Below are 20,203 nucleotides of genomic sequence, written 5' to 3' on the forward strand. Positions count from 1 at the left end.
ATACTGACTTATGTCATTATTGTTGAATTTTTGCTTGCGCTCTTAACTTTACTGGTGCATATCTTGGAACACACCGACATGGGGTTGGTGTGCTTACACCGAAATTTTTCGGTATCTTCAAAAGGAAGCGAAGATGACGGAGTTCATCATAGCTGTACCCTCACAACTTGTGGGGCTAGGTATGGAAACACTCATAAACCAACAACCCAACTTTTCCGTAGTGGCTAGCGTGAATAACCAGCAGCAGTTACGCGACGCCATAGCCCGCTATCCATTCGCCACAGTAATCTTAGGTAGTCAATTTTGTAACGACGGCACCATAGAAATCTGGCGCAGGATTCAACGCCGTCAGCCAGATGTACATATGTTACTCTGGGCTGCAAAGTTTCAGGACGTTCTCGACTTTCAATGCAACTTAGAACGGGTTGAAGGCTACTTACTTGCGAATGCCCATAAGGAGGAACTGCTTAGTGCGTGCCATATGCTAAGCAAAGGGCGGATGTACGTGGCTGCGAGTGTCGCAGAATATTTAGCAAAGAATCCAGCGCGCCAACGACAAGGCGAGTTACTGGCTAAATTAAGTAAACGGGAAATCCAAGTGGCCCAGATGATCGCGCAAGGAAGGCGCTCAGCGGTGATCGCACGGCTACTTAATATCAGTAGTAAAACCGTAAATACCTTTCGCTATCGAATTTTTGATAAACTCGGAATTAGTGGCGATGTCGAACTGACGCATTTAGCGTTACAAATGAAACTAGTAGATCTTGAAGAAGAGGTAGTAGTACAAGACGATGACGAAAGCAGAGAAGGAGGCGTTCGACGCTAAGCAATTCCTAAAAAGTCTGACGCATCAACCCGGTGTGTATCGGATGTATGATGCGTCAGGCGACATTATTTACGTTGGTAAAGCGAAAGACTTGCGCAAGCGCGTCAGTAGCTACTTTCGCAGTCAGGTCGATAGCCCGAAAACCCAAACCCTCGTCAAACAGATCTGCAATATTGAAGTGACGGTCACCAATACCGAAGCAGAAGCTCTGATCCTCGAAAACAATTTCATCAAAAAGTATCGTCCACGCTACAACGTATTATTACGCGATGATAAGTCGTATCCGTATATCCTAGTGAGTGACCATCAGCACCCCCGTTTAGCCTTTCATCGCGGCACCCGTCGCGAAAAAGGCCGCTATTTTGGCCCGTTCCCGAATGGTGTTGCCGTACGCAATAGCTTGCGTCTATTACAAAAATTATTTCCGATTCGCCAATGCGAGGACTCGTATTATCGGGCGCGGAGCCGACCCTGCTTGCAATATCAATTGAAGCGCTGCCTTGCGCCCTGCGTAAAAGGTTATTGTAGCGACGACGAATACACTGAACAGGTCGACTTGGCGAAACGTTTCCTTGAGGGCAAGAATCAAGAAGTCATTGACCAACTCGTGAGCAAAATGGAAGCGGCCAGCGAAGCACTCGATTTCGAGCGTGCCGCGCGCTTTCGTGACCAAATTGCTGCTTTGCGCCAAGTCCAGGAACGCAATGCGGTGACTGGCAATCAGCAGTCGCTCGACGTGATCGGTTACGCTCGGCAAGGCGGAATTGCCGCGGTGCATTTGCTGTTTGTGCGCGACGGCGCAGTGCAGGGCAGTCGCAGTTATTTCCCTAAGGTCCCGGCGAACACCGAAGACGCTGAAGTGTTGTTAGCGTTTTTACTGCAATTTTATTTGAATGACCAAGTGGAACGGCGTTTACCTCGCGAGATTATTTTGCCGGAGCAAAATGCTGCCAATGTGCTGGATCCTGAGCAAGAATTGCAAACACTCGAGCAAGCCTTAGCACAAAAAATTCGTATGACGCACAACGTCCGCGGCGAGCGCAAGCAATACCAAGTACTTGCGCAGAAGAACGCGATGAATGCGCTCGATAGTAAGGCGAACCAAGCCAGCACCATGATGATGCGGGTGAGGGCACTCGAGCAGGAGCTTGATTTTGGCCGCCCGATCACCCGTATGGAATGCTTCGATATCAGCCATACGATGGGCCAAGAAACAGTCGCTTCGTGTGTGGTATTCGACCAACAGGGGCCGAAAAAAAGCGACTATCGCCGTTACAACATCAAAGGGATCACGCCAGGCGACGATTACGCGGCTATGGCGCAAGCCTTGCAACGTCGTTTCGACCCACTAAAATTCGGCAAAGACGACGCTGCGCCCATGCCTGATATTCTATTTATCGACGGTGGTAAAGGCCAACTGAGCCAAGCTGAGAGTTATTTTGCTTACTGGCCAACTGAGTCTGCAAAAGCCGCGCCGTTGCTCGTTGGCGTGGCGAAAGGCGAGTCACGTAAACCCGGGTTAGAGACGCTTATTCTAGCGGGTAGTCACGCGACGATTCCTCTCGCGGCTGATGCGCCGGCATTGCACCTGGTCCAGCATATTCGCGATGAATCACATCGCTTTGCCATTACCGGTCACCGTCAGCGTCGTGCCAAAGTACGACGCACGTCAAGATTAGAGGACATTCCGGGCATCGGTGCTAAGCGTCGGCAGCGTTTATTGCAAAATCTAGGTGGATTACAACAGGTAAAACAGGCTAGTATTGAGCAACTCGCAGCGGTACCTGGCGTCAGCCATGAATTAGCTGAAACCATCTATCACGCGTTTCGTGACGAATAACAAGGGACTCTTTGTCGCATGTGGAATATTCCCAACCTGCTGACCAGCTTTCGTATTCTGTTAATTCCCGTATTTCTAGGGATTTACTATGTTCCGGACAGTGATGCGCACTTCTGGGCTGCATTTGTGTTTGCCTTAGCCGCGATTACTGATGGTTTAGACGGTTATGTCGCACGACGTTTTAATCAATTTACCAAGTTCGGCGCGTTTTTAGACCCAGTGGCGGATAAAGTCATGGTTGCCGCGTCTTTGATTGTCGTCGTTGAGAACTATGCAGTATGGTGGATTAGCGTGCCAGCACTCGCTATCGTAAGCCGCGAACTGGTAGTATCAGCGTTACGCGAGTGGATGGCTCAAATTGGCTCACAAGCCAAGGTACAAGTTTCAAATCTTGGCAAAATCAAAACCACCGCACAAATGGTCGCGATAGGGGGCCTCATTTGGGAGGCGAATACCTTCGTTATCGTGACGGCCACCATTTTACTCTATGTCGCATTCGTGCTGACGCTGTGGTCGATGTGGGAATATTTGCGCGCCGCTTGGTCAGATTTAAGCCAAGTGGATTAAAAATAAGCAAACAAACAGGTTCACGGCAAAAAATCGTTGACCTTGCCGAAATAGACAGTAGAATGCGTCGGCACTGGATGCGGGAATAGCTCAGCTGGTAGAGCACAACCTTGCCAAGGTTGGGGTCGCGAGTTCGAATCTCGTTTCCCGCTCCAAATTCCGATGGCGGGATGGCAGAATGGCTATGCAGCGGATTGCAAATCCGTGGATCTCGGTTCGACTCCGGGTCCCGCCTCCATCGGAGTCTCAGGTACTACATCTATGATGTGCCCGGGTGGTGAAATTGGTAGACACAAGGGATTTAAAATCCCTCGCTGGTAACAGCGTGCCGGTTCAAGTCCGGCCCCGGGCACCATTCCTCAATGCAAGTCAGCTATTCTTCAAATACCAGCGAATCTGCTTCTATACCGAGCGCTTTAAGTGCATCAATGATGTCATCATTGAACGCCTCTGGTCCACAAACATAGAAAGCATCACCTTTACCACTGATATGGCTCGCCAGAAAGTTTTCATCAATATGGCCATCTAAAAAGAGGCTGTCTCCCGCAGGTTTCTCGCGCGTCACGACGTTAATAAATTTATCGCCAAGCAGCGTCACACCATCGTGCTCTGGGTATACTTTAATTGTGAACTCGAGCCACGGGTCGCTGTTGAGCGAAGTAAAGGTGAAAGGGCGCTTTTCATCACGCCAACCTTCCCGGTCGAGTGCAACTTCGGTGGCTTGCCCCGGCGTAAATTGATAGCCATCTGGTTTCGCTAAACGGATTCGTTTGACGTCATGGGTCACGTCTTCAATAGATTGAATCTCAAGTTTATAGCTCATACCTAACCTCCTTTTATTAGCTCTGTACTTTGTAGACGGGCTAGCTTAGAGAATAGATCACTCATGTACTTGCGCTAATAGAATCGCTACTATTAATCGACTTGGGTAAGTTAGGGCGCTGAATAATGGGAATAAGAGCATGGCTTGGCGAGAAAGTCGCAGGTTATTTACAAAAGCCTGGAAATGCCAGTCCCACCCCGCCGACGTCGTCATTTGCAGCACTAGAGCAAGCGATAGAAGTGGGGGACGTACTGCTGGTCGACGGTAATAGCCGTATCGCCACAGCGATTAAATATCTAACACAGTCGACTTGGTCGCACGCTGCGTTTTGTGTGGCAAAAGACGCCACAGAAGGGGTCATGTTGTTGGAGGCTGACGTCGTTGCAGGAGTGCGGTTGGTGCCGCTGTCCTTCTATCAGTCGTCGCACACGCGGATTTGTCGTCCCGTTGGGATTCGCCTCGAAGACATGAGCAAGGCCGTCGAATACGCCAAGAGTCGGCTCGGTCATCAGTACGATACAGGGCATATCTTAGATTTAGCTCGCTATCTTATCAGCACGCCACCGGTGCCAGTGGAATGGCGACGCAGCTTACTCACTTTCGGTAGCGGCGACCCTACCAAAGCCATTTGCTCATCGTTGATTGCGCAGGCCTTCCAATCGATTCATTACCCGATACTACCGCACGCGATGGAAGAAAAGCTTATCAGGCGTCATCACAGCCAATACGTGCCCGGTGATTTTGATATTTCGCCGTATTTCGCCATCATTAAACCGAACCTGCACGAAACGTTTGACCCGTATCAACTGCAATGGCATGAACCGAGCGCGGACCCAAAAGAGGGTGACCGCGCTCCATAACAGGGTTACTCCATCCGCAAGCTTTCAGGTAATAGTTCTTCGTTCACCTGGCCATCTTGCTTATACACCACACCTTTGCGCATGACAAAATCAACGTCTTGCAGCAAGTTGATGTATTTTAGTACGTCACCGTTTACCGCAATGATGTCAGCAACTTTACCTGGTGTGACCGAACCATATTGGTCTTGTACACCCATCATGACGGCTGGCCAATAAGTGGCGGCACGGATGGTTTCCATGGGTGAAAAGTCCATTTCGTAAACCCAGGTCGCCATTTCGCGCCATGTGGTTTGGCAATGGAATTTCATAGGAATACCAACGTCGGTGCCCACCAGCATGACGACGCCGGTCTCTTTCAATTGCGCAATTTTGTTTTTGAGGGTTGGTTTACGCAATGGCACGAGTTGCGAATAACTTAAATGGCCTGGCTTTTCGATAGACTGTTTAATGTCGGCAATGGTGTCTTCTTTCAAGCCACGATGCCAACAGCTGTTGTCGAAATGCTCATGATTCTGCACGGTGGTTTCGTAGTTATACAAACCTTCAACGGTCGGTGTCCAGAACACGAGTCCATCAAAAATCCCGGTGGCGGTGCGCTCTTTGAGTGCATCAAGTACGTCATCTGGATAGCCTGGCGCGGTGGTTAGGCCGGTGTGCTCAAAGTTATCAACGCCAACTTCAACGCCTAAGCGAATTTCATCAGGTTTGTGGGCATGGGCAACCACTTTCATACCGCGCTTGTGGGCTTGCTGTACGATGGTTTCCATCACCTCACGCGGCATGTCGTCTTGGTCAATAAGCTTCACGATTTCCATGCCTGCATCGGCGAGTTGATTGACTTTCTCAATGGCTTGCGCAGGTGTTTTGATGGGCCAACGGTAATGGCTTTGCCACTCGTCGGTTTCCCACTGCAAAAATGGGCCTGAAGTGTAGAGGTTAGGGCTTGGGATTTCGCCCGCAGCCACGGCTTCTTTGATTTCAACCGTATCACTTAACGGGGCACCGAGATCGCGGACCGAGGTAACACCGGACAGCAACAACTGAACGAGTGCCGCAGGCATCACCTCGTCAACGAAGCGGTCGGCATACTCTGCTTGCCAATGCGGATAGTCGGCATGGCCGGTCAATTGAATATGCGCATGGTTTTCCCACAGGCCTGGCAGTACGTCGTGGCCCTCAGTCGAAATAACTCGGTAGCCGTTTGGAACTTCAAGCGTACCGACACTGCCGACTTTTTCAATGACACCGTCTTTAATGAGGATCACACTATCGGCAATGGGCTGCTCGGCAGTGCCATCGATCAGTCGACCACCCACCAGTGCAATAGATTCAGCATAAACCGCCTGACTAACGCCCAAAGCGAGAGCACTTGAGACGAAAAGTTTTGTTATCGTTTTCATTGGCGCTTCCTTCTTGTTTTGTTTTACGTCGCTTTCAAGCTACGCCTCTGCATTTTTGCTTGCAAGGCAAGACGAGTGATTTCCGCCCAAGTTGCAAAAAATTACGGCTAATTACCTTGAGAACCTCGGTCCGGCACACCATAGTAATTGATATGCATCAAAACTAGGTTGTACTTACCGTGTCATTTCGTCTGTTATTAACATTGCTCGTGTTCGGTTTGGGTGGTACTGAGTGCCATTCAAACAGTGCTCCAGCGTGGGTTAAACAGACCGATACTGTGGTAAGCCAGGTATTGGCTGCAGAAGTATCCTGTAGCGAAAATACCGAACACGATGATTTTGACCATGATGCACTGCCAACGCAGCTAAAAGATCTGTCTTTGCGGCGGAGCAGCGCAGTCGCGGCGACAGCGCCACAAACTGCCCGCTATTCTGCACTCACTCCGCAGGCGCGCGCACCACCTTCTCTTGTTTAGAAAATAGTTCGTCGAATTCATTATTTTCCATACAAGAGAGAGGCCCTTATGGCTACTTTTCATGCATTAGATTGGCATCGTGCACAAGCCGGTGTGCGTTTGCCCGAAGACCCTTTAAAACCGTTACAGCGCTTAAGCTGGCATCATGCGGCAACAGCGGTAATGGAACATTTTCAGCAACAAACCTTAGTACTCAGTGAGTCGACCCGTTTGCCCGATGCCGAAGTTCGCATTGACCAGACCGGTAACCGCTATGTCTGTATTCTCGATGCACAGCGCAATCTTAGTGGCTTGTTGCTTGCGCGTGAACTTCACAGTCGCCATACCGGCGCCTTGAGCAGTGCCTTGCAGTTACCCTGGAGCCAGATTGAAGTTCGCCATGTGATGGTGCCCATCACGCAGTTGCCAGTTATCGAACGCCAACAACTCGAGCATGCACGGATCGGTGATATCGCTGCGACGATGCAGGCTGCAGGTAAAGACTTTGTGTTAGTTGAAGAAGAAGGGCGCTTGCTCGGCTTTATCGCAAGTCTACGAATACTCGAGTTAACCGGTGAGTCGGTGCGTCTGTATCCGCGTGCAACAACCTTTGCAGAAGTGTTTACCGCACTAAAACATCCAGAAATTACCGAGAGTTAGGCTTGTCGCTATGACCATGGCACGCTACATTAGAGTCAGCTTGAATTTCTAAGGGGCGTGCTATGGTCGAGAATGCGTGGATGAACAGTGAAACCCTATTAGTCGTTGCACAGTGGTTGCTCGGCCTGTTTGTGTTACTGCTGATCGTGGGATTGATCAGTATTATCGTCATGTACATTGTCGATAAGACACAAACCAAACACACCATCCGTCGAAATTTCCCAGTCATTGGTAGATTTCGCTACGTTTTTGAAAACCTAGGTGAGTTTTTCCGCCAGTATTTCTTTGCCATGGACCGCGAAGAAATGCCTTTCAATCGTGCGCAACGCAGTTGGGTCTACCGTGCAGCTAAAAACGCCGACCGTACGCTGGCCTTTGGTTCGACTCGCGACCTAACCAAAAACGGCACCATTATATTCGCCAACGCACCTTATCCGCGACAAACCGAAGAAAAAACCCAGCCAGAGGCGGTAGAAATCGGTCCTTATTGCGACAATCCTTACAAGCCCGTTTCCTATTTTCATATTTCCGGCATGAGTTATGGCGCCTTATCACCTGTCGCCGTGCGCGCTTTGTCAAAAGGCGCGAAATTGGCGGGTTGCTGGATGAATACCGGCGAGGGCGGTTTGAGTCCTTATCATCTCGAAGGTGAATGTGATGTGGTCTTCCAAATCGGTACCGCCAAGTATGGTGTGCGAAATAAAGACGGCAGCTTGAATGAACTGCGCTTAAAAGAACTTGGCGAGCACAAGCTGATTAAGATGTTTGAGCTCAAACTGAGTCAGGGGGCGAAGCCAGGCAAAGGCGGCATATTGCCAGGTATTAAAGTGAACAAAGAGATTGCTGAAATTCGCGGTATTCCGGAAGGCGAGGATTCGATTAGCCCAAACCGCCATCCAGAAATCAAAAACGATGACGAGCTGCTCGATTTTATTGGCAAAATTCGCACCATTACCAACAAGCCGGTGGGCATTAAGTTTGTGATGGGGGACCCTGGCTGGATCGATCAACTCATCGATACGATTTTACGGCGCGGAATTGAGTCCGCACCGGACTTTATCACCTTAGACAGTGCCGATGGCGGCACCGGTTCGGCCCCGCAACCGTTGATGGATTACGTGGGTCTAAAGCTTTCGGAAAGCCTGCCGATTTTGGTTGATAAACTAATTGCCGCTGGGCTGAAGGATCGCGTACGGGTGATTGCTTCAGGGAAAATGATTTCCCCAGCAGATGTGGCTTGGGCGCTGGCTATGGGCGCAGACTTTATCGTTTCGGCCCGCGGCTTCATGTTTTCGCTGGGCTGTATTCAAGCGATGCAATGTAACAAAAACACCTGCCCAACAGGGGTCACTACCCACGATAAAGACCTACAGAAAGGTCTTGATCCCGCAGATAAGTCGGTGCGTGTCGCGGACTATCACAAGTATCTTGAATATGGCGTTAATATCATCGCCCACTCTTGTGGCGTTTCCGATCCACGTCAATTGAACCGCCGGCACGCACGGGTGGTCACGCATACCGGCGATAGTGTCAGTCTTGCGGAGCGTTATCCACCGCAGGCGCCGCGACAGTCATAACGACTGCTGCACGCGATTTTGTAGCCACTTGCTGAAGGCGACCACCGCCACTGGGTGACGTGCCGCTTGCTTGGTAACGTAAAACACATCCTGCTTGCTGACAATGCTCGTTGCCTCATTGGCTTGCAGATTTTGTAAGCTGGCATGTTGCAAATAAAGCGTGTCGACCAGCGTCGCACCGGTACCATTACTCACCAGTTCGAGACCAATACTGGGTTTTGCGACCGCTTGAACCGGTAGGCGTTGCGCTTGGTCTGGGTAAGCACTCCGAAACGCTTGCCAAATCGCGCTCTGCGGTTGTACCCACCAGTTACCACTGGCGTTTTCGCTAGAACTTGCCTGCACGGGTGCGTAGCGTGGCGTATACAAACTTTGTTGTTTCAGGTTGCGATCTTTAATGCGTCCGTGCACTAGCGCTAAATCAAAAGCGCCTTGCTGCACACCTTGCGCAATCGCTGCTTGTTGCTGCTCCGCAAGTGCTTCATCATAAGTATCGAGTTGCAGGCGAATGTGCGGATAAATTGCGGTAAAATCCGCGAGTCGACTGGCTAACCACCAACGTAGAAAGCTATTCGGCACGTAAATTCGCAAGGTCGTTAGCGCTTCATCGCCACTGACCCGAGCCCGTTCAACGCTTTGCTCGAGTTGCTGAAATAGGGCCAGTAACTGGCCGCCCAAGAGTTCGCCAGCTGGGGTGAGGGCATGGACACGATTGTCGCGATGAAAAAGTTGCGTTCCCAGTTGCTCTTCGAGGGTCTGAATATGCCGAGTGACTGCAGACTGCGACAGGCCTAGTTGCTGTGCGGCGTGCTTGAATGAGTTGGTATTAGCTGCCACAGCGAACACACGTAAGGCATTGAGTGAGTAATTTTTTAATAACACAATAACAGACCTCAGCAATTTGGGGGTTGCGTAAACGTAAACTTGGTTTGCGCAAATAAGAATAGATTATCGACGAACGAGAACCAATAGCAATGTATTTACGTGAATTTATCGAAATCGCGATTTTGCACTTTTTAGCGGTTGCCTCGCCAGGCCCAGACTTTGCTGTGACCGCGCGCTATAGCCTTGCCTACGGGCGCCGTATAGGCCGTTACGTTGCCTTAGGTATTGGTACAGGCATCCTCATTCACGTGGCCTATTCGCTGCTCGGGGTTACCTTGATTATTCACCGTTATCAGTGGGTCTACGCGGCATTGTTATTGCTCGGCGCGCTCTACTTAGGCTGGGTTGGCTGGCAGGCCATTCAAGCGAAACCCGCACAGCAGGCGCCCGCAGCCGCGGCAGCTGCGGGTCAGCTGAGTCGCGGCAAAGCCTTTCGAGTCGGCTTTATCACCAACGGTCTCAACGTTAAAGCGACCTTATTTTTTATGGCGCTGTTCACCGCGGTTATCGATCCGTCCACACCGACTTGGGTTAAAAGCAGTTATGGGCTGTACATGGCCATCGCAACCGCGGCATGGTTTATGTTATTGGCCACTGCACTCACGGTGGGGCCGATATACGAACGCATTTGGCGCTTCGGCCACTGGCTCGATCGACTGATGGGCGCCATTTTGCTGTTACTCTGTGGCAAGCTTGTCATCGATTGGTGGCAGGTAATTCAAGTTCTCGTCAGCGGCGAATAATGCTATGATCCCGAAGGTGAATTTGGAGTGGGTAAAGAGACACTTATGCAGTTATTTGTAAACGATCTAACGGTCATTGATTTTTCGTATTTGTGCGCAGAACGCGGCATTGTCGGTGAAAGTTGGATCGTCGATATCATTCTAGACGGTAGCTTGAACGAGCAGTCGATGGTGCTCGATTTTGGTAAAGTCAAAAAGCAAATTAAGCGTATTATTGATGATGCCGTTGATCATAAGTTAGCAGTCCCAGCCGACCATGCCTATACGCGTGTTACCCACACCGACGATGACAGCAGCTACTGGGTAGACTTTTTACGTCCAGAAGGTCGCTCGATCCATCTTTTCTGTCCAGCCGATGCGTTTGCCTTTATCGATGCCGAAAGCGTTTCGATGGAAAGTGTCAATGCCTACCTGCGTGCAGTAATAAAACGCGAATTGCCCGGCAACGTAGCGGGGCTTGAAGTTATTCTGCGCGAAGAGGCGATCCCAGGCGCGTACTACCACTACACGCACGGTTTAAAAAAGCATGACGGTAATTGTCAGCGCATTGCGCATGGCCATCGCTCGCAGTTGCAAGTGTTTATTGATAGCGAGCGGGCAACGCAGGTTGAACAACGCTGGGCCAAACGCTGGCAAGACATCTACTTAGGCTCGCAGGAAGATACTTGCAGCGTCGAAGACTTGAGCCGTTCAGATGCTGCGCTAGCAATTAATGATGCGAGCCACCAAAGCTATCGTTACATTGCCGATCAGGGACTGTTTGAGTTGGCGGTACCGCACAGCGAAAATGATCTTATTGCGAGCGATTCGACGGTTGAATGCATCGCTGATTATCTAGCACAAACGATTGCCCGCGAAGAGCAGGCTGCAGGTCGTGTGAAAGTCATGGCTTACGAAGGTGTCGGTAAAGGGGCGATAGGTTATGCGTAAAGTCATTAAAACAGCACTGCTGTTGGGTTTCGCGCTTAATATGGCGAGCGCCACCGCCGTGACAGACACCATCATTGAGCTGCATGGAGCAAAAACCGCGGGTGGTTTGCTTATTGGTAAAACTGCACCGTCGAACCAAGTGAAACTTAACGAGCAAACCCTTAAGGTTTCGCCAGAAGGCGTTGTGGTTTTTGGCTTCGAACGTGACGCTCAAGGTGTGCAGAAGTTAACCATTCAACTGGCTGATGGGACGCAGCATGAGCAGTTGATAGAACTCGCACCGCGCGAATACAAAATCGATCGGGTTGAGGGCGTTCCGCAACGCACCGTCACGCCAGATCCTGAGCAGGTTGCGCGCGCACGGAAAGAGGCGGCTGCGGTTTGGCAAGCACGCCAGACACAAACCGACGATCTGCATTTTTTAACACCTGTGGTAGCTCCAGCGAAAGGCCGCATTAGTGGTGTTTATGGTAGCCAACGCATCTTTAATGGTGAGCCGCGCAATCCGCACTTTGGCTTGGATGTCGCAGCGCCAAAGGGGACTCCGGTGAAAGTTGTTTGGCCGGGAGAAGTTGTTTTTGCCGATCCTGATTTGTTCTATTCGGGCGGCACCATCATCGTCAATCACGGCTTGGGGGTGACAACCACATACATCCATTTAAGTGCGGTCGATGTCGAAGTCGGCCAGCAATTGAAACAAGGCGAGGTCATTGGTGCAATTGGCGCCACCGGTCGTGCGACAGGTCCACATCTCGACTGGCGAGTGAACTGGGGTAATGTTCGGCTCGATCCGGCGCTAGTATTAGAGCACTTCGACCAACCGATCTTCTAAATTTACGTTTAGAGCCGCAGCCACCGTTTTGCCTGCATTGGTTCAACAACCTTGAGAAGATAGTTATTGCGCTTAGGTTCCTGCCAGATAAGCTCCATCTGTAAAAGCTCATCGCGGCGAAACGCATGTACTTGCACCACATCTCCAGGTTGATAACGCTCAAAAATTTCGCGCATGTTGCTGTCAGTGACTTGCAATCGGTCAATTGCAATGACGCGGTCTTGGGCGCTCAACCCTGCCATCTGTGCGGCTTCATCGGCAAACACAACTTGCAACTCCAAGCCTTGGCTGGAGGCCTTAAATTTAGCTCCCAACGCTACCGGCAACGGCGCTGCCGCTGGGCGACCGCCAAAACCATTGTCATCCTGCGCCGCTTTGCGTTCTGCATTGACGCCAAATTGCTCCAGCAGCTCAATTACCGGTAACGGTTCAGTGGTATTTACCGCACGGTCGATGAATGCGTGGAGGTGAAGACCGAACTCTTCTTGCATAAACTCAGCGAAAGAATTATCCGACGTGCCAATTTGTTCGGCACCATAGCGCCGCCAAAACTTCGCCATACTTTGACCGAGGGTGAGATCACCGTGGCTTTCAGAGCGAATCAGCAAATCGAGACAGAGTGCTATTAAGGCGCCTTTGGCGTAATAGCTGACAATCGCATTCGGCGCATTCTCGTCTTGTTTATAAAAACGGTTCCACGCCTGCAAACTTGAATCACCAACCGTATGACGGTCAACGCCGACGCCACGATGCACGCGAGCTAGGGTATCGCCCAGCAAGCTCAAGTAGGTCGGGGCATCAATTAACCCAGCTTCGTGTAGGATGAAATCATCAAAATAGGAGGTGATGCCTTCATAAAACCACAACTGCCGCGTGTATTGCTCCGCGTCGAGCTCGTAAGGTATGAAATCCTTTGGCTTCAGGGTTTTAATGTTCCAACTGTGAAAATACTCGTGACTACACAGGCTTAAAAACGTGCGGTAGTCGCTATCAATGGCAGTGCGTGTACCTGGACTCACGAGATCTTTACGAGAACACATCAGTGCTGTTGAATTTCGATGTTCAAGGCCGCCAAAACCTTTACCCACCACCATAGTTAGAAACAAATACTCTTTAAATGGCACTTGCTTTTCAAACATGGAGATCTGTTGTTCACAGATACGCGCGAGGTCGCCACAGATACGCTCAACATCGGCAAAGTTTCGCCCAGCGGTGACAAAGGAGTGTTTGATACCGCCGGCGATGAACTCATGAATACCGAGATCGCCCAAGAGGAAAGGGTAGTCAATCAACTCTTCATAGCTCTGCGCTCGGAACCTACCGGCACCGAAGCTTTCACCTGACACGCGCGGCATGCCTGTTGCGACACGCCAATGCTGACAGCTGTCATGCAGTTCGAGTGTTAACTCGATGGCCTCGTTGGTTCGCCCCGCGACAGCGAGACACAAGCTGCTGTTATTGAAAAAGCCCCAGAGCTGGTCGAGATAGGCACTACGCACCGATAAATCGAACGCATAGACTTGATAGTGCACGGTTATTTCTTGTGCTTCAGGGCACTCAATTCGCCACGTCTGTTTATCGCGTGCCGTAATATCAAGTACCTTGCCGTTAGCTTCGGCACGCAAATCAAGAATATTACGCGCGAAATCACGGATCATATAGCTTCCAGGAATCCACGCGGGGAGTTTCAGGTCAATATGTGTAGCGTTGCTGACGTCAAGCTCTAAACGCACCGCAAATTGATGGCCATGTGGATCGAGGGGAGAAATATGAAAATGCATCGTTGCAACCTTGTCGTTGAAAATTCCAGCGAGTCAATGCCGTCATGTTAGCATGCGGCGATTTCGCTATGTAGTATTTTGCATGCGATAAATGGACCGACAGCAAGACCATGAAAGGGTATAATCGATGTCACTAAGTCGTTAAATCAGGTGAGAAATGCCGGTCATAGGACGTTGGAAAGCATTATTAGACGATCGCAACCGATTTTTCTGGGTGCTGCAAGCAGCTGGATGGTTGGGCTATGCGCTCGTGCAATACATCGGTTCATTGATGCACGAGATGCGTGATGTCTACATTCTTATTATCTTACTAGGCGCCTATGCTGGCTTTTTGTTGACGGTACCTTTGCGCTATCTGTATCGTCGGATTTGGGATAGCCCACCGTGGCTATTGGTCCTTATTGTGCTTGCCGCCGCCTATTTTTCAGCGAGTATTTGGGCAGTTATCGATAACGCGACCTATTGGGAAATATATAAATTTGGCTTTCGCCCCGAAAACAATTGGTTCTATTTCAAAAATACCCTAGCCAAGTTCTACATTATGTTGAGCTGGAGCGGTCTTTATTTCGGTATTAAATATTACCAAATGCTGCAAGACGAAAAGCAAAAGGCATTGATGGCTACTTCGATGGCTCACCAAGCACAGTTAAAAATGCTGCGTTATCAATTAAACCCTCACTTTTTGTTTAATACCTTGAATGCTATTTCAACGCTTATTCTGATTAAAGAGAATGACTTAGCTAACAAAATGATGAGTAAATTGAGCTCGTTCTTGCGCTTCTCACTTGATAACGAGCCGATTAAGAAAATACCTTTAGCACGCGAAATTGAAGCCTTGATGCTCTACCTTGATATCGAAAAGGTTCGTTTCGACGAACGCCTTAATGTCGACATCAACATTAGTGATGAAGCGCAACACGCATTAGTCCCAAGTTTGATCTTGCAGCCGTTAATTGAGAACTCAATAAAATATGCTATTGCCAAACTCGAAGAGGGCGGTGAAATTAGTATTCAGGCAGAGCGGCTGGCTGACGAGCTCGTCGTCGTGGTTGCGGACAATGGCCCAGGTATCGAAAAACCTTCACAAGACCTTATTCGCAGTGGCGGCGTCGGCCTTGCGAATACACGCGATCGTTTACAGGCCTTGTATGGAAAGAGCTACTCATTTACATTATCCTCTAATGGTCCTTCAGGCATGCGTGTCGAAATACGCATCCCCTTCGAACAGGTTGAGGTTTCATGACAAGCAAAATTCGCACTTTAGTTGTTGATGATGAGTCACTTGCTCGTCGCGGTCTTATCGTGCGTTTGCAAGATTTTCCGCAGGTTGAACTATTGGATGAATGCCAAAGTGCTCGACAAGCGCTGGAAAAGATTGTCGAACTGCAGCCTGATCTGATTTTCTTAGACATCCAAATGCCGGGCATGAATGGCTTTGAGTTGTTGCGCGAAGTGAAAGCGAAGGGCATTACGCTGCCCATCGTCGTTTTCGTGACCGCTTATGACCAATATGCGATTAAAGCTTTTGAAGTTCGCGCCATCGATTATTTGCTCAAGCCGGTTGATCACGAACGTCTAGCCCTCGCATTAGACCGAGTCAGTAAGAATCTTGTGCAACGTGAACGAAATGCGCAACAAGAGCGTATGTTAAATTTACTTGCGGATGCCACGGGTGAAGACTGTGAAGCCATACTGCGCAAGTTGGCTGAAAATGAAACGGTCGGCGCCTCGCGGTACCCTGAGCATATTGCGATAAAAGAAAGTGGTGAAATAACTCGGGTCGCCATTAACTCGATCGAATGGGTCGATGCGGCGGGTGATTACATGTGTATTCATGCGGCGAATGAAACGCATATTTTGCGCCGTACCATGAAAGAGTTGGAAGAAGAGTTGAACCCGAATCGGTTTCAGCGCATCCACCGCTCAGCAATTGTTAACTTAGACCAGATTGAAAAGTTATGTAGCCGCCAAAACGGTGAATATCATATCGTCTTAAAGAATGGTAAAGAACTTAAAGTCAGTCGCAGTTACAAAGAACGGATCAAAAAGCTTATTTTAAGTACCTAACCCCCAAAAGGAGCACAAAATAGTGACGACTCAACAACGCTTCATCATTATTGTGCTCACCCTAAGCGCTCTGTTAACGGGCTGCTCTACACAATTTGGTTACCGTTTTGCCGATACTTATCTCGAGTGGCAACTTGGCAAATATGTCGATATTTCCGGCCAACTCGAAACCGATGTCGATGCCTCGATCGATGAACTCCATATGTGGCACGCGCGCTCGGAACTCCCGCGCTACCGTGACCTTCTTGATCAGCTTTTAGACGATTTAGATCATGGTGCGATTGACGCACAACGGCTATTTGATTACACCGATAACCTATACGGCTTGTGGCAAGATATTCGTCTGCAGGTAACGCCTTATGCAAAAGAGTACTTGCCGCGGCTTTCCTTACAGCAACGCACTCAGCTTATCGCGAATTTGCGCGAACGGCTGGATGAAGAACGCGAAGAAGCGCGCGCAATGAGTGCCGAAGAGCGGTTTGAGCGAAGTTTCGATCGCGCAATTGAACGGGCGAATGATTGGCTTGGCAGGGTACATCAAGAACAGCGCCGCATGATTCGCCGCTGGCTGCAAGAACGAGATGATAGCGATGCGTTATGGCTGGAATATCAGGAGGTTTGGCTTGCGCGTTTCGCGGAAGTTTTAGCTGAGCCGGAAGCAGCCGATTTTGCCACGCAAATTGACGCTTTGTTCACTAATCCTGAGCAATTTCGCTCAGCGGAGTTGCAAGCGCAAAGCCAAGCAAATAGGGAACTCGCTGTCGCGGTGATGTTGGTTATTTACCAAAGTCTCAGCCCGCAACAAGAGCAACACCTGAAGAATACGCTGCGTGAGTACCGCGCGACGTTAACCGATCTGATTGACGCCTACGCGGTTCCTGCGGATTAACCTATTTCACTTCGATGATTTTACAAGTATTGGTGGAGCCAACGGTTTCCATTACATCACCGTAGGTCAAAACCACAATGTCTCCAGCCACCACGTGACCGAGTGCTTTAACTTCGGCGATGGCGTCTTGCACTAAATTTTCCGGCTTGCTTTGGGTGGAATCAAACGCAATCGGGTAGACACCTCGGTAGAGTGCACAACGATTACGGCTCGCGGTATGACGCGAAAGCGAGAAAATAGGCAGTATGGTGTGGATCCGCGACATCAATTTGGCGGTTGAGCCGGATTCCGTTAAGGCAATAATAGCTTTTACGCCAGCCAAGTGGGTGGCCGCATACATTGCCGTAATTGCGGTCGCTTCTTGGGTATTGGTAAAGGTTTCTTCCAAGTCTTTGCGGTCGAGTCGAGCCGAAGGATGCTCCTCAGCGCCTAGACAAATCTCTGCCATGGCTTTCACCGTCGCGATAGGGTGTTTGCCTGCAGCTGTCTCGGCCGAGAGCATCACTGCGTCGGTGCCATCAAGCACCGCATTGGCAACGTCCATAACCTCGGCGCGGGTAGGCATGGAGTTTTCAATCATCGACTCCATCATTTGCGTTGCCGTGATCACCACCTTATTGAGTTGGCGAGCGCGTTCGATAATACGTTTCTGTTTACCGACCAACTGCGCATCACCAATTTCCACACCCAAGTCACCACGCGCGACCATCACCGCCTCGGAGGCGCGAATAATATCGTCGAGCGCAGCATCGTTGGCGACCGCTTCAGCGCGTTCAATTTTGGCGCAAAGCATGCCGGTACCATTTGCTGCTCGCAATAGACGGCGGGCTTCGTTCATGTCAGCGCCTGATCGCGGGAATGATACTGCAAGGTAATCAACGCCAATCTCTGCGGCTAACTTAATATCCTCAAGATCTTTCTCGGTAAGCGCCGCAGCAGAAAGACCACCACCTAAGCGGTTGATGCCTTTATTGTTAGAAAGCTTGCCACCAACCAAAACCGTGGTGATGACTTTTGCACCCTCGACTTTATCCACTCGCAAACGTAAACGGCCATCATCTAACAATAGAATGTCGCCGGGCTCTACGTCTTGGGGTAACTCTTTATAATCAATACCGACCGCTTGGCCAGTGCCTGCGTCTCGCGCCAAGTCGCCATCAAGCACAAAGGTATCGCCTTCATCGAGCGTCACCGCATCGTGGACAAACTTAGCGATACGTATTTTAGGGCCTTGTAAGTCGCCAAGAATCGCAACGTGGGTACCAACCTCAGCACAAATGTCACGCACCATTTGCGCGCGCTGCTTGTGATCATCTGCAGTACCGTGGGAAAAATTCAGTCGAACCACGTTAGCACCGGCCTTGATAAGCGCTTCTAAGGTACTGCGGTTATCGGTTGCGGGCCCAAGTGTGGTCACAATTTTGGTACGGCGTAACATGTAAGACTCCTTGCTGCAGACATTTGCGTAATGGCGAAAGTTCTTGTTGTTCATTCGGCTCGGAATTATAGCATGGGCAGCAAACGGAAACAGACCTTCTGGCACTTAAGGGTGGTTTTAAGTACAATAGCGCGCACTTTTTTCTGTTTCGTTTCTTTTTCACCGTAACGCAAGGGTAATCGCATGAGTGACCAACAGCAGGATATGACCTTACAAAGCTGGCAGGAGCGCCAGGAATACGCCGAAATGATGCAACCACTAATTGGCCGTTTGTATCGTAACTACGGCGTGGAAATTTTGGTCTATGGCCGTTCTCTGTTAAATGTTGACACTATCAACATTATCAAAGCACACCGTTTGATCCGTCGTCATGAAGGTATCAAATTACGCCTACGTGAAAGCTTCCCATTTATCGAAGCCCTTAGCAAAATGCGTCTGGCGCCAGCGCGCGTCGACCTTGGCAAACTAGCTTTCAATTACTTGCATAAAGATGCGGGTAAGGGTGCTTCGGTTGAAGACTATTTGCATACTGAACTTGCCGATATCGTGGACAAAGCCGACGAGATCCCTGCACAAGACGTAGTTCTCTATGGTTTCGGTCGTATTGGTCGCTTGCTTGCACGCTTGTTGATTGAGCGTAACGGCAGCAACAACAAAATGCGTTTGCGCGCTATCGTAGTGCGTGGTGGACGTGACGGTGATCTTGAAAAACGTGCAAGTCTGTTGCGTCGTGACTCAGTGCATGGTCCATTTAACGGTTCTATCACCGTTGACCATGAAAACTGTGCGATTCGCGCCAACGGTACCAGCATCAAAGTGATTTATTCTGATGGCCCAGATCAAGTCGATTACACCCAATACGGTATCGACAATGCAATCGTTATCGATAACACCGGTATTTGGAAGGATGAAGCAGGCTTAGGACTGCACCTGAAGTCAAAAGGCGTCAAAAAAGTTCTTTTGACCGCACCTTCAAAAGGTGACATCAAAAACATCGTTTACGGTGTCAACCACGACATGGTGCAACCAGAAGACCTTATTGTCAGCGCAGCAAGCTGTACTACCAACGCGATTACGCCGGTACTCAAAGCTGTTCACGATCATTACACGATCCGTAATGGCCATGTTGAAACGGTGCATTCATACACCAATGACCAAAACTTGATCGATAACTACCACAAAGCTGAGCGTCGTGGTCGTTCTGCACCTTTGAACATGGTTCTAACCTCAACCGGAGCAGCCAAAGCTGTCGCTAAAGCACTCCCTGAGTTAGCTGGTAAATTGACCGGTAACGCCATTCGCGTACCTACGCCGAATGTTTCAATGGCGATCATGAACCTCAATCTTGGGCAAGAAACCAGCAAAGATGAGCTCAATGCCTTCTTGCGTGACCAAGCCTTGCACTCAGACCTGCAAGCGCAAATCGACTACACTGCCTCAACTGAAATCGTTTCAACCGATTTAGTTGGCTCGCGTTACGCCGGTGTTGTTGATTCGCAAGCCACCATCGTTGATGGTGATCGTGCCGTGCTGTACGTTTGGTATGACAACGAATTTGGCTATAGCTGCCAGGTCATTCGTGTCGCCGAACAAATGGCGGGTCAGCAACTTATGAATCTACCGAAGTAAT

19 protein-coding genes and 3 tRNA genes are annotated in these 20,203 nt (G+C 49.8%); 17 read left to right on the plus strand and 5 right to left on the minus strand.

Going from position 1 to position 20,203, the window contains the following annotated elements; all coding sequences use genetic code 11:
* The first annotated feature begins 133 nt into the window (after positions 1 to 133).
* The 6 genes from CWE21_RS01490 (at position 134) to CWE21_RS01515 (ending at position 3,588) form a co-directional block, all read left to right on the plus strand.
* Positions 134 to 826 carry a LuxR C-terminal-related transcriptional regulator gene (locus CWE21_RS01490; protein ID WP_126832463.1) on the plus strand — a complete coding sequence of 231 codons (693 nt, stop codon included), beginning with the start codon at positions 134 to 136 and terminating at the stop codon, positions 824 to 826.
* Positions 792 to 2,666 (plus strand): excinuclease ABC subunit UvrC, encoded by a 1,875-nt coding sequence (gene uvrC / locus CWE21_RS01495; RefSeq protein WP_126832465.1) that lies wholly within the window; start codon positions 792 to 794, stop codon positions 2,664 to 2,666. Before CWE21_RS01490 ends, uvrC begins: the two co-directional genes overlap by 35 nt.
* Before the next feature lie 18 nt (positions 2,667 to 2,684).
* Positions 2,685 to 3,233: a CDP-diacylglycerol--glycerol-3-phosphate 3-phosphatidyltransferase gene (pgsA, locus tag CWE21_RS01500; protein ID WP_126832467.1), complete on the plus strand. Its 549-nt coding sequence runs from the start codon at positions 2,685 to 2,687 to the stop codon at positions 3,231 to 3,233.
* Positions 3,234 to 3,312: 79 nt separating this feature from the next.
* Positions 3,313 to 3,388 (plus strand) — tRNA-Gly (locus CWE21_RS01505).
* Between the two features lie 9 nt (positions 3,389 to 3,397).
* Positions 3,398 to 3,471, plus strand: a tRNA-Cys gene (locus CWE21_RS01510).
* 30 nt (positions 3,472 to 3,501) lie between these two features.
* Positions 3,502 to 3,588 (plus strand) — tRNA-Leu (locus tag CWE21_RS01515).
* 18 nt (positions 3,589 to 3,606) lie between these two features.
* Here the strand turns inward: CWE21_RS01515 and CWE21_RS01520 are convergent.
* On the minus strand, positions 3,607 to 4,056 hold the full coding sequence (locus CWE21_RS01520; RefSeq protein WP_126832469.1) for a ferredoxin reductase domain-containing protein: 450 nt from the start codon (positions 4,054 to 4,056) through the stop codon (positions 3,607 to 3,609).
* Between the two features lie 125 nt (positions 4,057 to 4,181).
* Here CWE21_RS01520 and CWE21_RS01525 point away from each other — a divergent pair, with 125 nt between their 5' ends.
* Complete coding sequence (locus CWE21_RS01525) at positions 4,182 to 4,916, plus strand: YiiX/YebB-like N1pC/P60 family cysteine hydrolase (RefSeq protein WP_126832471.1); 735 nt, start codon at positions 4,182 to 4,184, stop codon at positions 4,914 to 4,916.
* 5 nt (positions 4,917 to 4,921) lie between these two features.
* Here the strand turns inward: CWE21_RS01525 and CWE21_RS01530 are convergent, their stop codons facing one another.
* Positions 4,922 to 6,316 carry an amidohydrolase family protein gene (locus CWE21_RS01530; protein WP_126832473.1) on the minus strand — a complete coding sequence of 465 codons (1,395 nt, stop codon included), beginning with the start codon at positions 6,314 to 6,316 and terminating at the stop codon, positions 4,922 to 4,924.
* Between the two features lie 179 nt (positions 6,317 to 6,495).
* Between CWE21_RS01530 and CWE21_RS01535 the strand changes: the two genes are divergently transcribed.
* The 3 genes from CWE21_RS01535 to CWE21_RS01545 all read left to right on the plus strand — a co-directional run bounded on the left by CWE21_RS01535 (position 6,496) and on the right by CWE21_RS01545 (position 9,008).
* Positions 6,496 to 6,792 (plus strand): hypothetical protein, encoded by a 297-nt coding sequence (locus CWE21_RS01535; protein WP_126832475.1) that lies wholly within the window; start codon positions 6,496 to 6,498, stop codon positions 6,790 to 6,792.
* A gap of 48 nt (positions 6,793 to 6,840) precedes the next feature.
* Positions 6,841 to 7,431, plus strand: coding sequence for a CBS domain-containing protein (locus CWE21_RS01540; protein ID WP_126832477.1), 591 nt, complete (start codon positions 6,841 to 6,843; stop codon positions 7,429 to 7,431).
* An 80-nt stretch (positions 7,432 to 7,511) separates the two neighbouring features.
* The gene (locus CWE21_RS01545; RefSeq protein ID WP_241970205.1) at positions 7,512 to 9,008 is read left to right on the plus strand and encodes an FMN-binding glutamate synthase family protein; all 1,497 of its coding nucleotides are present in this window, start codon (positions 7,512 to 7,514) and stop codon (positions 9,006 to 9,008) included.
* Here CWE21_RS01545 and CWE21_RS01550 read toward each other — a convergent pair.
* Positions 9,003 to 9,890 carry a LysR family transcriptional regulator gene (locus tag CWE21_RS01550; RefSeq protein WP_126832481.1) on the minus strand — a complete coding sequence of 296 codons (888 nt, stop codon included), beginning with the start codon at positions 9,888 to 9,890 and terminating at the stop codon, positions 9,003 to 9,005. The two genes, CWE21_RS01545 and CWE21_RS01550, sit on opposite strands and share 6 nt — an antisense overlap.
* A 92-nt stretch (positions 9,891 to 9,982) precedes the next feature.
* Here CWE21_RS01550 and CWE21_RS01555 point away from each other — a divergent pair, with 92 nt between their 5' ends.
* The 3 genes from CWE21_RS01555 to CWE21_RS01565 are packed head-to-tail and all read left to right on the plus strand — an operon-like array spanning position 9,983 to position 12,398.
* Positions 9,983 to 10,636 carry a LysE family translocator gene (locus CWE21_RS01555; protein ID WP_126832483.1) on the plus strand — a complete coding sequence of 218 codons (654 nt, stop codon included), beginning with the start codon at positions 9,983 to 9,985 and terminating at the stop codon, positions 10,634 to 10,636.
* A 45-nt stretch (positions 10,637 to 10,681) separates the two neighbouring features.
* Positions 10,682 to 11,566 carry a 6-carboxytetrahydropterin synthase gene (locus CWE21_RS01560; protein WP_126832485.1) on the plus strand — a complete coding sequence of 295 codons (885 nt, stop codon included), beginning with the start codon at positions 10,682 to 10,684 and terminating at the stop codon, positions 11,564 to 11,566.
* Positions 11,559 to 12,398 (plus strand): M23 family metallopeptidase, encoded by an 840-nt coding sequence (locus CWE21_RS01565; protein WP_126832487.1) that lies wholly within the window; start codon positions 11,559 to 11,561, stop codon positions 12,396 to 12,398. The genes CWE21_RS01560 and CWE21_RS01565 overlap by 8 nt, the downstream gene beginning before the upstream one ends.
* Positions 12,399 to 12,406: 8 nt before the next feature.
* Here CWE21_RS01565 and CWE21_RS01570 read toward each other — a convergent pair whose 3' ends face one another.
* Positions 12,407 to 14,179 (minus strand): M61 family metallopeptidase, encoded by a 1,773-nt coding sequence (locus tag CWE21_RS01570; protein WP_126832489.1) that lies wholly within the window; start codon positions 14,177 to 14,179, stop codon positions 12,407 to 12,409.
* A gap of 157 nt (positions 14,180 to 14,336) precedes the next feature.
* On the opposite strand from CWE21_RS01570, the gene CWE21_RS01575 reads away from it, so the two are divergent.
* Genes CWE21_RS01575 through CWE21_RS01585 form a run of 3 tightly spaced genes read left to right on the plus strand, consistent with a single transcriptional unit; the run spans position 14,337 to position 17,135 of the window.
* Positions 14,337 to 15,422: a sensor histidine kinase gene (locus CWE21_RS01575; RefSeq protein WP_126832491.1), complete on the plus strand. Its 1,086-nt coding sequence runs from the start codon at positions 14,337 to 14,339 to the stop codon at positions 15,420 to 15,422.
* On the plus strand, positions 15,419 to 16,246 hold the full coding sequence (locus CWE21_RS01580; protein WP_126832493.1) for a LytR/AlgR family response regulator transcription factor: 828 nt from the start codon (positions 15,419 to 15,421) through the stop codon (positions 16,244 to 16,246). Before CWE21_RS01575 ends, CWE21_RS01580 begins: the two co-directional genes overlap by 4 nt.
* Before the next feature lie 22 nt (positions 16,247 to 16,268).
* Positions 16,269 to 17,135 carry a DUF6279 family lipoprotein gene (locus CWE21_RS01585; protein ID WP_126832495.1) on the plus strand — a complete coding sequence of 289 codons (867 nt, stop codon included), beginning with the start codon at positions 16,269 to 16,271 and terminating at the stop codon, positions 17,133 to 17,135.
* 1 nt (position 17,136) lies between these two features.
* Here CWE21_RS01585 and pyk read toward each other — a convergent pair whose 3' ends face one another.
* The gene (gene pyk, locus CWE21_RS01590; protein WP_126832497.1) at positions 17,137 to 18,573 is read right to left on the minus strand and encodes a pyruvate kinase; all 1,437 of its coding nucleotides are present in this window, start codon (positions 18,571 to 18,573) and stop codon (positions 17,137 to 17,139) included.
* 183 nt (positions 18,574 to 18,756) lie between these two features.
* On the opposite strand from pyk, the gene CWE21_RS01595 reads away from it, so the two are divergent.
* The gene (locus tag CWE21_RS01595; protein ID WP_126832498.1) at positions 18,757 to 20,202 is read left to right on the plus strand and encodes a glyceraldehyde-3-phosphate dehydrogenase; all 1,446 of its coding nucleotides are present in this window, start codon (positions 18,757 to 18,759) and stop codon (positions 20,200 to 20,202) included.
* Position 20,203: the final 1 nt, after the last annotated feature.

This window comes from Pseudidiomarina aquimaris, assembly GCF_003987395.1.
GTDB classification, from domain to species: Bacteria; Pseudomonadota; Gammaproteobacteria; order Enterobacterales; family Alteromonadaceae; genus Pseudidiomarina; species Pseudidiomarina aquimaris.

Coding starts and splice junctions, on each gene's coding strand:
- CWE21_RS01555 (WP_126832483.1), top strand. CDS start 9,983: ATGTATTTACGTGAATTTATCGAAATCGCGATTTTGCACTTTTTAGCG.
- CWE21_RS01490 (WP_126832463.1), top strand. CDS start 134: ATGACGGAGTTCATCATAGCTGTACCCTCACAACTTGTGGGGCTAGGT.
- pyk (WP_126832497.1), bottom strand. CDS start 18,573: ATGTTACGCCGTACCAAAATTGTGACCACACTTGGGCCCGCAACCGAT.
- CWE21_RS01560 (WP_126832485.1), top strand. CDS start 10,682: ATGCAGTTATTTGTAAACGATCTAACGGTCATTGATTTTTCGTATTTG.
- CWE21_RS01545 (WP_241970205.1), top strand. CDS start 7,512: ATGAACAGTGAAACCCTATTAGTCGTTGCACAGTGGTTGCTCGGCCTG.
- CWE21_RS01580 (WP_126832493.1), top strand. CDS start 15,419: ATGACAAGCAAAATTCGCACTTTAGTTGTTGATGATGAGTCACTTGCT.
- CWE21_RS01570 (WP_126832489.1), bottom strand. CDS start 14,179: ATGCATTTTCATATTTCTCCCCTCGATCCACATGGCCATCAATTTGCG.
- CWE21_RS01525 (WP_126832471.1), top strand. CDS start 4,182: ATGGGAATAAGAGCATGGCTTGGCGAGAAAGTCGCAGGTTATTTACAA.
- CWE21_RS01530 (WP_126832473.1), bottom strand. CDS start 6,316: ATGAAAACGATAACAAAACTTTTCGTCTCAAGTGCTCTCGCTTTGGGC.
- CWE21_RS01565 (WP_126832487.1), top strand. CDS start 11,559: ATGCGTAAAGTCATTAAAACAGCACTGCTGTTGGGTTTCGCGCTTAAT.
- CWE21_RS01575 (WP_126832491.1), top strand. CDS start 14,337: ATGCCGGTCATAGGACGTTGGAAAGCATTATTAGACGATCGCAACCGA.
- pgsA (WP_126832467.1), top strand. CDS start 2,685: ATGTGGAATATTCCCAACCTGCTGACCAGCTTTCGTATTCTGTTAATT.
- CWE21_RS01520 (WP_126832469.1), bottom strand. CDS start 4,056: ATGAGCTATAAACTTGAGATTCAATCTATTGAAGACGTGACCCATGAC.
- uvrC (WP_126832465.1), top strand. CDS start 792: ATGACGAAAGCAGAGAAGGAGGCGTTCGACGCTAAGCAATTCCTAAAA.
- CWE21_RS01595 (WP_126832498.1), top strand. CDS start 18,757: ATGAGTGACCAACAGCAGGATATGACCTTACAAAGCTGGCAGGAGCGC.
- CWE21_RS01540 (WP_126832477.1), top strand. CDS start 6,841: ATGGCTACTTTTCATGCATTAGATTGGCATCGTGCACAAGCCGGTGTG.